Here is an 11,234-nt window from a genome sequence, read left to right as displayed (position 1 = left end):
CACCCCCAAGTTTCTTACGTCGTAAGGCTGCCTTACGACGTAAGAAAATGCAACAGTTCGCGAGGAGGCGATCTACTTGAGCCGGTCCAGACCGTCGAGGATCAGGTCGAGGGAGAACTCGAACTCGGCCTGGTCGTCACACCAGCCCAGCGTGGACTCCGGGTCGTCGTGGGCGATCTCGGACAGCATGCCGACCAGGTTCGGCAGTTGGTCCGCCAGGTCCACGATCATCCGCTCGGACTGGTCGCCCGCACCGCCGGCGGACGGATCGAACAGCTCCTGGGAGAACCCCAGCGCCCGACTGCCCAGCGCGTGCAGGGCGTGGTGGGCAAGGTCGTACGAGAATCCTCCGGACCGCATCAGCCCGACCAGGCGATCGTGGTACAGCACCACTGCCGGGCGCATCGCCGTACGGCTCTCGAGCAGTCTCGGCGCCCACGTATGCCGCAGCATGACGTGCCGGGCGATCAGGATCCGTCGCCGCATCGCGGCCTTCCAGTCGCCCGGCGCACCGTCATCGCGGTCGACGGTCTCGTTGAGCTCGGCCATCAGTACGTCGACGATGCCGTCGAGCAGGTCGTTCTTGTTCGCGACGTGGTAGTACAGCGACATCGCCTCGGCGCCGAGTGCCTCGCCGATCCGCCGCATCGTGACGGACTCCAGCCCGTCGGAGTCGGCGATCGCGACCGCGGCCCGCAGTACCCGGTCCCGGCTCAACGGGATCCGGGGTTCGGAGTTCGCCTGCAGCGCCACGCGGATCCCCTTCCTACGCTTGATTCGTACAGCGTAAGGCAGGGTTCAGCGCTGCCAGACCTCGGCGGTGGTGAGGAACGCGGACGAGCCGGGCTTGTCGGGCGACCCGTCGACCTGGACGAAGCCGGGCACGGAGGCGCCGCCGATCGAGACCGTCGCCGACCGGACCGGGGCGATCACCAGGCTCAGGCTGTGGCTGCCCTCGGCGAGCGGGAAGTCGTCGGTGGCGAACAGCCGCCGGTCCAGTACGCCGCCCATCTCGATCTGGATGTCGGCCGCCTTGGCGCTGAGGCCGTCGGCCAGGTTCATCGACACCTGGACCAGGTCGCGCTCGACCGCCGGCTCGTGCCACGGCAGACCCTGCACCTCGATGAACGAGCGAACGAAGTACCGCTCCAGCCAGGAGGCGAGATCGACGTCCTCCGACACCACCCGGACGATGCCGTCGAACCAGAGCACGACCGCCGTACCGGAGCCGCGGATGGACCAGTCGACCATCCAGATCGAGGCGTACGCCGTCACCTTGCCGTTCTCGTCGAACAGCCGCAGCCCAGGGTTGGCCCCCGCCAGGATGATCCGGCGGTTGCTGCCAGCCGACGACTTGGACATGGGAGGACGCTTCCGGGAGGGGGCCGAAGAAGCCTTGATTGTCTCAATCTCCGGCTGGGACGCAATGTAAACGTCCAAAAGCTTGACGGGGATATGCCCGGGGCGGTGACAGAGGCGGTGTCAGATCTTCTCTACCGGCGCGTAGCGCAACAACAACCGCTTCACACCTTCGGACCCGAAGTCGATGTCGGCCTGCGCCTGCTGGCCGTCGCCGCGGACCACCACGACGGTGCCCATCCCGAAGCTGTCGTGAACCACCCGGTCCCCCGGGTTGAGGCTGATCACCGGCTTGTCGGACGCGGTACGACGGGCCGGCTCGTAGCGACTGGGGATGCCGCTGCCGGTCGACGTACCGGTGCCGGACCAGCGGGTGATGGCCGACTCGTCCCGGCGCCAGTCGAGCAACTCGGCCGGGATCTCCTCCAGGAACCGCGACGGCGGGTTGTGCTGCGGCGCGCCGTACGCCGAACGGACCGCGGCGCGGGAGATCGCCAGTCGCTGCCGGGCCCGGGTGATGCCGACGTACGCGAGCCGGCGCTCCTCCTCGAGCTCCTTCATGTCGGTCAGCGACCGGGAGTGCGGGAAGACGCCGTCCTCCATGCCGGTCAGGAACACCACCGGGAACTCCAGGCCCTTCGCGGTGTGCAGGGTCATCAGCGTGACCACGCCGCCGTCGTCGGCCGCGTCCGGGATCTGGTCCGCGTCGGCGACCAGGGCGACCCGCTCCAGGAACGCCTGCAGGTCGGCGGCCTCGCCGGCAGCGGTGCGCTCCTCGACGAACTCGCGGGCCACCGAGATGAACTCGTCCAGGTTCTCCAGCCGGGTCTCGTCCTGCGGATCCGTCGACTTCTGCAGCTCCTCGTAGTACCCGGAGCGGTGCAAGGCGACGTCCAGGATGTCGTCCGGCGGTGCGCCCGAGTCGACCATCGCGGTCAGCTCGTCGAGGATGTCGACGAAGGCCTGCACGGCGTTCACGGACCGCGAAGCCATCGCCGGCGCCTCCTGGGCCCGGCGCATCGCCTGCGCGAACGAGATCCGGTCCCGCGCGGCCAGCGACTCGATCGCCGCCTCGGCCCGGTCGCCGATACCGCGCTTGGGCACGTTCATGATCCGGCGCAGCGAGACGGTGTCCTCCGGGTTCACCAGCACGCGCAGGTACGCGAGCGCGTCGCGGACCTCCTTGCGCTCGTAGAACCGGACGCCGCCGACCACCTTGTACGGATGGCCGGTGCGGATGAAGACCTCTTCGAACACCCGGGACTGTGCGTTGGTCCGGTAGAACACCGCCACGTCGGACGGCTTCACCCCGTCGGCGTCGGTGAGCCGGTCGATCTCGTCGGCGACGAACTGCGCCTCGTCGTGCTCGTTGTCGGCGACGTACACCGCGATCTGCTCGCCCTGGCCCTGGTCGGACCACAGGTTCTTCGCCTTGCGGCCCTCGTTGCGGCTGATCACCGCGTTCGCCGCGGACAGGATCGTCTGGGTGGAGCGGTAGTTCTGCTCCAGCAGGATCGTCTCGGCGTTGGTGAAGTCCTCCTCGAAGGCGAGGATGTTGCGGATCGTCGCGCCACGGAACGCGTAGATCGACTGGTCCGCGTCGCCGACCACCATCAGCTCCGCCGGCGGCGCGGTCGGGCCCATCCGGCCCGGCTCGTCCTCGCCACAGAGCTCGCGGATCAGCGTGTACTGCGCGTGGTTGGTGTCCTGGTACTCGTCGACGAGGACGTGGCGGAACCGGCGGCGGTAGTACTCCCGGACCTCCGGGAAGGCCTGCAGCAGGTTGACCGTGGTCATGAGCAGGTCGTCGAAGTCCAGCGCGTTCGCCTGGGCCAGCCGCTCCTGGTAGATCCGGTAGCACTCGGCGTACGTCTCCTCCAGGTGGTTGGAGGTCTTCGCCGCGGCGGTCTCGTGGTCGATCAGCTCGTTCTTCTGGGTGCTGATCCAGTTCAGCACGGCGCGCGGGTTGTACCGCTTCACGTCCAGGTCGAGCTCGCGGCAGACCAGCGTCATCAGCCGGCGCGAGTCGGTGTCGTCGTAGATCGAGAACGTCGAGTTGATCCCGAACCGCTTGATGTCGCGGCGCAGGATCCGCACGCAGGACGAGTGGAACGTCGAGACCCACATCAGCTTCGCCCGCGGACCGACCAGGTCCACCACCCGCTCGCGCATCTCGGCGGCGGCCTTGTTGGTGAACGTGATCGCCAGGATGGACCCGGGGTGCGCGTCGCGGGCCGCCAGCAGGTAGGCGATCCGCCGGGTCAGCACCCGGGTCTTGCCCGAGCCGGCACCGGCGACCACCAGCAGTGGCTTGCCGCCGTGCACGACGGCGGCGCGCTGCTGCGGATTGAGCCCCTTGAGCAGCGCCTCCGGATCGGTCCGGTGCGTCGTGGGCTCCTCCAGCGGCACCGGCAGCTCATCAGGCGAGAACAGCGTAGTCATCACCAACACCTTAGGCGCTCCCGCCGACAGTTACCGAACGCCGGTTCGAATCGGGTGTCGGCGTTCGTGGTTGACAGCAGCCCACGGATGGGCCTTGGGTGGCATCGATGAGTGAGCGGGGGTCGCATCCGGTGTTCGCGCGGATCTACGCGCGCGTCCGTCCGGGCCTGGACGAGCACGGCGTGGCCGGGCACCGCAAGCGGCTGCTGGACGGACTGGCCGGCGAGATCGTCGAGATCGGTGCGGGCGACGGCGGGAACTTCGCCCACTACCCGGGCGAGGTGACGCGCGTGATCGCCATCGAGCCGGAGCCGTATCTCCGCTCGAAGGCCGAACGGCAGGCCGCGCTCGCACGCGTCCGCGTCGAGGTCGTGAACGGTACGGCGGAACGCCTGCCGCTCGCGGACGGTTCGGTCGACGCCGTGGTGACTTCGCTGGTGTTGTGCTCGGTCCCGGACCAGGCGGTCGCGCTGGCGGAGGCCTTCCGCGCGCTGCGTCCGGGCGGCGAACTCCGCTTCTACGAGCACGTCGCCGCCGCACCCGGCCGGATGGAGACCGTCCAGAAGGTCCTCGATGCGACCATCTATCCGCGGGTGTCGGGCGGCTGCCATCTGCATCGGGACACGACTGCCGCCATCGCCACCGCAGGCTTCACCATCACCGAGCTCGACCACTTCAAGTTCCCGCCCACAGGTTCCAACCCGGCCGCCCCGCACATCCTCGGCCGCGCCGTCCGCCCCGAGGACTCCTGATGCACAGCGCTGAAGCCCGGTACACCGCACTGGTCGATCAGGTCGAGGTGCTCTACAGCAACGAGCAGTTCAGCACGGCGCTCGGCCTGATGGAGGCCGAGAGCGGCGGACTGGACGAGTGGACCGCAGAGCTGGCCCACCTCAAAGCCTGTCTGTACGGCGCTTCCGGAGATGCGGACTCGGCACTGCGGACTCTCCAGGCGGCGAGCGCCACAGGGGCATGGTGGCAGCCGTCGATCCTGACCGATGACGACGATCTGGCCGCGCTTCAGGAGCGACCTGAGTTCCAGGAGTTGGTCGCGGTGTCGGGTGAGCGGGCCGCGGACGACCCGCTACCTCCTCTCGTCGTACTGCCCGCCGTGCCGGCTGTTGGTGTGGTGGTGGCGTTGCACGGTGCGGGACTGCGGGCGACGCATTCGGCGCAAGACTGGGCCGGAGTGCTCGAGCTCGGCTACGGGCTGGTGTGCGTGGAGTCGTCGCAGCGGATGTCGCCGATGTACCGGACTTGGCCGGATCGGGAACGTGCCGCCGACGACATCGCCCGCGCGCTCGACCAGTTGCCCGCCGAGCTGAACGGCGTACCGGTGATCGCGGCGGGCTTCTCCGCCGGCGGGCGCGCTGCCCTCGACTGGGCACTGACCGCACGTCCGGTCAAGGTCTCCGGTGCGGTCCTGGTGGCTCCCGCCATTCGCGGGCTCCCGACCACCTCGGCCGAGACGTTGTCTCCGGCAACGATTCTGATCGGGACCGACGACGACCTGCTCGAGGTGGTCAACGAGGCCGCCGTGCGGCTGACCTCGTTCGGCTTCACGATCGAGCGGCTGCCCGGCCTGGCTCACACCGTCCCCACCGACTTCTCCAGCCGGTTGGAGAAGATCCTCAGCTGACGGTCAGGACAGCTGGCGGGTCAGGTGGAGTTCCACCGGGATGGCAGCGCCCAGCCACAGCATCTTGGCGGTGTGGTCGTCGCAGGAGGTGACGCGCAGGCCGGGGACGCCTTCGATCGTGCCCTCGTAGTCCTTCGCGGCGAGGTGGCCGACGACGTGGGCGAGCTCGGGGCCGTCCAGCCACTCGACCCGGGCCAGGTTGTGGCGCGCCCGCCACATGTCGACCCAACCGGCCGGATCGTCGCCGAACAGCATCGTACGCAGGATGTCCGAGACCGCGCCGAGCAAGGTGGCGGACGGAGTGGCCATCAGTTCCAGCAGGAGGCGTTCGGAATCGGACAGGTCGTCCGCCACCAGGATCGCGTTGTCGCCCAGATTCACCCGCAGGAGCCTGCCACAGGAACAGCTTTGCTCTGAGCAGACTTGCCGTCAGCAGAAAAACTGGGGTGGGCCGGTTCGGCCGGTCAGTGTTGAGGGCATGGCTGAAGACAACAAACCTCCGCTGTTCAACGAGACCACGCGGCAACGGCTGCTCGCGCAGCGGATCGTCGTCCTGGACGGGCAGCTCGACGACGACAACGGGACGCTGCTGGCGACCCAGATGCTGACGCTTGCGGCCGAGGACCCGAAGACCGACATCGCCTTGTGGATCCATTCCCTCGGCGGCTCGGTGCCGTCGATGCTGGCGATCCGCGACGTGATGCGACTGGTGCCGTGCGACGTATCGACGCTGGCGATCGGACTGGCCTGCAGCGCCGGGCAGTTCCTGCTGTCGGCCGGTACGCCGGGCAAGCGCTACGCACTGCGGCACGCGCGGGTCCTGATGCACCAGGGCTCGGCCGGGATCGGCGGGTCCGCGGTGGAGATCGAGATCCAGGCCAACGACCTGCGGCACATCCGCGACACGGTCCTGGCACTGATCGCCGAGGACACCGGGCAGTCGTTCGACACCGTGCACGAGGACTCGCTGCACGACCACTGGTACACCGCCGAACAGGCCCGCACGTACGGCTTCATCGACCACATCGTCGAGACCTTCGACCAAGTCATGCCCCAAGCAAAGGCGGCCGCCTGATGAGTACTTACACGATCCCGAACGTCATCGCTCAGCATCCGCGGGGCGAGCGGATCATGGACGTCTACTCGCACCTGCTCAGCGAGCGCATCATCTATCTCGGTACGGCGATCGACGCGGGCGTGGCGAACGCGCTGATCGCGCAACTGCTGCACCTGGAGGCGGACAAGCCGGACCAGGAGATCAACCTCTACATCAACTGCGAGGGCGGCGACATGACCGCGATGCTCGCGATCTACGACACCATGCAGTACATCCAGGCGCCGATCTCGACGTTGTGCGTCGGGCAGGCGATCGCGGCCGGCGCGGTCCTGCTGGCCGCCGGCGAGCAGGGGCGCCGGGCTCTCCTGCCGCACGCCCGCGTGGTCCTGCACCAGCCGGCCGCCCGCGGTCAGGGCACCATCCCGGACCTGATCCTGCAGGCCGACGAGGTGGTCCGGGTCCGCGGACAGGTGGAGTCGATCCTGGCCGAGCACACCGGTCAGTCGATCGAGCGGCTGCGGCACGACACCGACCGGGACCACGTGCTGACCGCTCAAGAGGCCAAGGAGTACGGCATCGTCGACCAGGTGATCCAGCACCGGGTGTCAGTGGCCGCCTTCGCCTGAGGCTGTGGTCCCGGGCGAGGTGAGGTCAGCGGCGGCGAGGACCGCGTCGGCGACAGCGGCATGGTGAGCCATGTCGACCTTCGGGCGCCCGAGCCGGTCGGTCAGGTACGCGTAAGCGATCCGCCGGTCCGGGTCCGCCCAGCCGACACAGCAGTTGCTGCCGTTGTGCCCGAACGCGCGCGGGCTGCTCGTCGTGCCGAGCGACGAGATGGCGTCCGGCAGGAACCGCGGACCGCCGAGCTGGAAGCCCTGCGACCACCGGATCGGTGCCCGTACGGTCCGGTCCAGCTCACCCTCGCTGGTCGGCTCCACGGCCACGGCCAGTGACTCGGGCCGCAGCACCCGCCCGGCCGGACCGACTCCGCCGTTCAACAGGGCCCGGTAGAACACAGTCAGATCCCGTGCGGTGGTGGAGATCCCCGCCGCCGGTACGACGGCCTCACGAGTACTGCGCCGGTTCAGGACCGACTGGATGAACGGACCGGCCGGTCCGGACACCCGGACCGGGACGTGCCGGTCCCACTGGTCGGCGGGCAGCCCGAGATAGGTGTCGGCGACGCCCAGTGGTTCGAGGACGAAGCGCCGTACCAGCTCGTCGATCGGGAGACCGCTGCACCGGTGTGCGACCTCGCCGAGGATGAAGCCGAAGGCCAGCGGACTGTAGGCGACGGTGCCGAGCGGCCAGCGCGGTCCGGCTTCCTCGATCCGCTCCAGCGAGCGCTCCCAATCCGCCATCGCGCGCACGTCTCCGAGGTACGACTTGCCCACGGTCAGGCCGGAGCGGTGCTGCAGCACCTGGCGGACCGTGATGTCGCGCTTGCCGTTGTGCGCGAACCCGGGCCAGTACGCCGCCACCGCATCGTCCAGGTGGAGACGGCCGGACTCGACCAGCTGGTGGATCACGACGGCGATGTACGGCTTGCCGGCCGAGAACAGCCAGAACAGCGCGTCGGGTGGACAGCCGAACGACAGGTCGACGGCCACCCGGCCGTCCCTGACCACACACAGCTGCGCGACCCCAGAACGGCCCTGGACCAGCTGGATCGCCTCACCCAGCCGGTCGGGGTCCAGACCGGCGTCGCGCGGTTCGCAGTCGCCGCCGAAATCCATCGCCTTCACCTCCCCCTGTCAACCAGCTTGCCGCGCAGGACAAGTTAGGGTCGATCAGGTGAGCGTGCCTGAGGGGAATCCGCGTCCGGACAACGAGATCGAGCGGGTGCTGGTGGTCGTGGCCCATCCGGACGACATCGACTTCGGCGGCGCCGGCACGGTGGCGCTGTGGACCAAGGCCGGCATCGAGGTGCAGTACTGCATCGTCACCGACGGCCAGGCGGGCGGCTTCGAACCGGATCGGGACCGTGCCGAGATTCCCGCCGTACGACGGGCCGAGCAGACCGCCGCCGCGCAGCACGTCGGCGTCCGGGACCTGCACTTCCTCGGCTACACCGACGGCGCGGTCGAGCCGACACTCGAGCTGGTCCGCGACATCAGCCGGGTGATCCGCAAGGTCCGTCCACAGCGCCTGCTCACCCAGTCACCGGAGCGGGTGTGGTCACGCCTGCAGGTCTCGCACCCCGACCACCTGGCCGCGGCGGAGGCCACGGTCCGGGCGTTCTACCCGGCCGCCGGCAACCCGTACGCGTACCCCGACGTTGCCGAGGAAGCCTGGGACGTCGACGAGCTCTGGATGATGGACCACCCGGAGATCAACCACTACGTCGACATCACCGACACCTTCGACCAGAAGCTGGCGGCGTTGATGTCACACACCAGCCAGCACCGCGACCCCGAGGGCCTCCGCACCGGAATCCGGGCCCACTTCGCCCAGGTCGCCACCGGCGCGGGCATGCCACCGAACCACTACGCCGAGGACTTCACGGTCATCCGGCTGCGCTAATTACTTTGCGGGTAGATCGGCGAGGAGACAGGGTGCGGGCATGACGATCAATCATTGGGTGGTTGGAGATGGGCCTGCGGTGCTGTTGGTGCACGCGGGCGTGGCGGATGCGCGGATGTGGGCGCGGCAGGTCGAGGAGCTGCGCCAGGACCACCGGGTGATCACGGTGGATCTGCGCGGGTACGGCGAGACTCCGCTCGAGGTGGGCGCGACGTACTCCGACGCCGGCGATCTGCTCGCGGTGCTCGACGAGGTCGGCGCCGAGTCGGTGGCCGCCATCGGATCGTCGTACGGCGGGTACGTCGTGCAGCAGGCGGCGAGCCGGCAGCCGGGGCGGTTCAACCGGCTGGTGCTGCTCTGTGCACCGACTGATGACGTGCAGCCGACGGACGACCTGCGCGCGGTGTGGGCCGAGGAGAACGAGCTGATCGAGGCCGGCGACGTCGAAGGCGCCACGGACCTGATGGTGCGGAGCTGGATCGGGCCGGACGCGGACGACGACGCGCGGGAACTGCTCCGGGCGATGCAGAAGCGGGCGTATGAGCTTCAACTCGCCGCGGGTGACGTCGACAACGAGGAGTACGCCGTCGAGCCGGAGAAGCTGACCATGCCGGTGCGGTTGATCACCGGTGCGCACGACTTCCGGTTCTTCGCGGACTGCGCGACGTACCTGGCCGAACGGCTGCCGAACGTCGAGCGGATCGACCTGCCGTGGGCCGGGCACCTGCCGACGCTGGAGCGCCCCGGCGAGGCCGGGGCGCTCATCAGCTGACGGCCTGCCTCAGTCGGCCAGGGCGCCCATCGGGTCCCAGGCCGGGAGCACGATCGGCTCGTCGTCGAGACGCGCCTGCAGCTCGGCCGGCAGGGCGGAGCGGCGGACCGCGATCTCGAAGACGTGCTCGGCGTACCACGAGTCGTTCATGGTCCAGAAGCCGCTGTCGGCCTTCTCGTCGCCCCAGCTGTTCTCGACCCGCCAGCGGCGCGGCTTGCCGTCGACCACGTCGACACCGGTGAACAGCATCGCGTGCGTCATCAGCGTCTCGTGGTGCACCAGCCGCTCGGCCTTGTCGAGCGAGAACACGGTGTCGTAGACGGAGCCGTAGTCGTACAGCTTGGCGTCCCAGAAGCCCAGGTCACCGCTCATCTGCTTGCCGACGTCGCAGCCGAACCAGACCGGCTCACCGCCGACGATCGCGTCCTGGGTGAGCTGCTTCATCAGGTCGATGTCGACGTTCAGGTACACCACCGGCGGCGCGTCGATGACGTTGCCGAGGTAGTCGACGGTGAAGGTCTTGCCGACCGGGCTGGACTCGCGCGGGTCGTGCACCAGGCAGACGTAGTCGTCGACCGGCAGTTGCACGTACGCCGCGGCGAACTCGGCCGGCGTGGTCCAGCCGTCACGGTGGAAGCCCTTGTCGCTGTCCTTCCACTGCCAGAGGAACTTCTGCGGCGGCGTACCGAGGTGGATGCTCAGCACCCGGTGCACGGTGGTCAGGATCTCCTGCTTGCGGTCCCGCTGCGCCTCCAGGCCGTCCAGCGCCCGCAGGTCGCGCGCACCCTGGCGCAGCAGCTTGCGGAGCATGTCGTTCATCTGGGCGGTCGCCGACGAGCTCTCGGTCTCCGGCATCGCCGTCTTCGGCACCAGGCCGTGCTTGCGGACCAGCGCGACGAACATGTTCCACTGGCCGCCGTCACCGATCGGGTCGGACAGCAGGTGCGCGACGGTCCGGTCGTCGGCGTCCCGCCCGGCGGTCTCGATGATCGCCTCGAGGAAGAAGTTCGAGCGCTCGAACTTGTCCCAGAACAGGACGTAGTTCTGCGAGAACTCGAAGTCCTTGACGCCCAGCTTGCCGGCCGCGCCGACGCGGAGCAGGTTGAGTCCGGCGAACAGCCAGCAACGGCCGCTCTTCTTCTGGTTGGTCACCTTCCAGTCGTCCAGCAGGTTCGACACCGAATGGTCGATCGAGGTGACGACCTGGCGGTCGAGGGCAATGGTGTTGACCGGCGTCTGCGTGACGGCGTTCTGCATCACCCGGTACTGCGGGTTCGATGCGAACTCCTTCTCGAAGAGCGCGAGCTGTTCGGCTGTGAGATTCCGCTCCATAGTTGTCGACGGTATAACAGCGACCAAGCCGGTAGCGCCTCCGCCGGGGTGGCGAATCAATGCCCTGTCCAAAACCCGCCACCCGCGAGGCCTTGCGTTATGCTAAATGA

12 protein-coding genes are annotated in these 11,234 nt (G+C 68.6%); 6 read left to right on the top strand and 6 right to left on the bottom strand.

All coding sequences use genetic code 11. From position 1 onward, the window contains the following. Window positions 1–72: 72 nt before the first annotated feature. The 3 genes from AB0I34_RS29440 to pcrA form a co-directional block, all read right to left on the bottom strand. Window positions 73–753, bottom strand: coding sequence for a TetR/AcrR family transcriptional regulator C-terminal domain-containing protein (locus AB0I34_RS29440; RefSeq protein ID WP_360451305.1), 681 nt, complete (start codon window positions 751–753; stop codon window positions 73–75). Window positions 754–798: 45 nt separating this feature from the next. Continuing rightward, the gene (locus AB0I34_RS29435; RefSeq protein WP_360451303.1) at window positions 799–1,362 is read right to left on the bottom strand and encodes a hypothetical protein; all 564 of its coding nucleotides are present in this window, start codon (window positions 1,360–1,362) and stop codon (window positions 799–801) included. 120 nt (window positions 1,363–1,482) lie between these two features. Beyond that, window positions 1,483–3,801, bottom strand: a complete 2,319-nt coding sequence (gene pcrA / locus AB0I34_RS29430) for a DNA helicase PcrA (protein WP_360451300.1) — start codon at window positions 3,799–3,801, stop codon at window positions 1,483–1,485. Window positions 3,802–3,908: 107 nt separating this feature from the next. Here pcrA and AB0I34_RS29425 point away from each other — a divergent pair, with 107 nt between their 5' ends. Both AB0I34_RS29425 and AB0I34_RS29420 read left to right on the top strand, forming a co-directional pair. Beyond that, on the top strand, window positions 3,909–4,553 hold the full coding sequence (locus AB0I34_RS29425) for a class I SAM-dependent methyltransferase (RefSeq protein WP_360451297.1): 645 nt from the start codon (window positions 3,909–3,911) through the stop codon (window positions 4,551–4,553). Then, window positions 4,553–5,440: an alpha/beta hydrolase gene (locus tag AB0I34_RS29420; RefSeq protein ID WP_360451294.1), complete on the top strand. Its 888-nt coding sequence runs from the start codon at window positions 4,553–4,555 to the stop codon at window positions 5,438–5,440. Before AB0I34_RS29425 ends, AB0I34_RS29420 begins: the two co-directional genes overlap by 1 nt. Window positions 5,441–5,443: 3 nt before the next feature. Here AB0I34_RS29420 and AB0I34_RS29415 read toward each other — a convergent pair whose 3' ends face one another. Further along, window positions 5,444–5,821 carry a hypothetical protein gene (locus AB0I34_RS29415; RefSeq protein ID WP_360451291.1) on the bottom strand — a complete coding sequence of 126 codons (378 nt, stop codon included), beginning with the start codon at window positions 5,819–5,821 and terminating at the stop codon, window positions 5,444–5,446. Window positions 5,822–5,918: 97 nt separating this feature from the next. Here AB0I34_RS29415 and AB0I34_RS29410 point away from each other — a divergent pair, with 97 nt between their 5' ends. Together AB0I34_RS29410 and AB0I34_RS29405 are read left to right on the top strand one after the other, a co-directional pair. After that, on the top strand, window positions 5,919–6,515 hold the full coding sequence (locus AB0I34_RS29410; protein ID WP_131517059.1) for an ATP-dependent Clp protease proteolytic subunit: 597 nt from the start codon (window positions 5,919–5,921) through the stop codon (window positions 6,513–6,515). Beyond that, the gene (locus AB0I34_RS29405; RefSeq protein WP_360451288.1) at window positions 6,515–7,123 is read left to right on the top strand and encodes an ATP-dependent Clp protease proteolytic subunit; all 609 of its coding nucleotides are present in this window, start codon (window positions 6,515–6,517) and stop codon (window positions 7,121–7,123) included. The genes AB0I34_RS29410 and AB0I34_RS29405 overlap by 1 nt, the downstream gene beginning before the upstream one ends. On the opposite strand, the gene AB0I34_RS29400 is transcribed toward AB0I34_RS29405, so the two are convergent. Next, on the bottom strand, window positions 7,103–8,233 hold the full coding sequence (locus tag AB0I34_RS29400; protein WP_360451285.1) for a serine hydrolase domain-containing protein: 1,131 nt from the start codon (window positions 8,231–8,233) through the stop codon (window positions 7,103–7,105). The genes AB0I34_RS29405 and AB0I34_RS29400 overlap by 21 nt on opposite strands. A 58-nt stretch (window positions 8,234–8,291) precedes the next feature. On the opposite strand from AB0I34_RS29400, the gene AB0I34_RS29395 reads away from it, so the two are divergent. Further along, a complete protein-coding gene (locus AB0I34_RS29395) occupies window positions 8,292–9,020 on the top strand; it encodes a PIG-L deacetylase family protein (RefSeq protein WP_360451283.1) in 729 nt (242 codons plus the stop codon). A gap of 40 nt (window positions 9,021–9,060) precedes the next feature. Beyond that, window positions 9,061–9,792: an alpha/beta hydrolase gene (locus AB0I34_RS29390; protein WP_360451280.1), complete on the top strand. Its 732-nt coding sequence runs from the start codon at window positions 9,061–9,063 to the stop codon at window positions 9,790–9,792. Window positions 9,793–9,801: 9 nt separating this feature from the next. Here AB0I34_RS29390 and AB0I34_RS29385 read toward each other — a convergent pair whose 3' ends face one another. Then, window positions 9,802–11,124 carry a C1 family peptidase gene (locus AB0I34_RS29385; RefSeq protein WP_360451277.1) on the bottom strand — a complete coding sequence of 441 codons (1,323 nt, stop codon included), beginning with the start codon at window positions 11,122–11,124 and terminating at the stop codon, window positions 9,802–9,804. Window positions 11,125–11,234: the final 110 nt, after the last annotated feature.

This window comes from Kribbella sp. NPDC050281, from assembly GCF_040655855.1.
Classification (GTDB): Bacteria; Actinomycetota; Actinomycetes; order Propionibacteriales; family Kribbellaceae; genus Kribbella.
The sequence above is the reverse complement of the archived record's forward strand: the minus strand, read 5'-3'. Positions and strand labels throughout refer to the sequence as shown.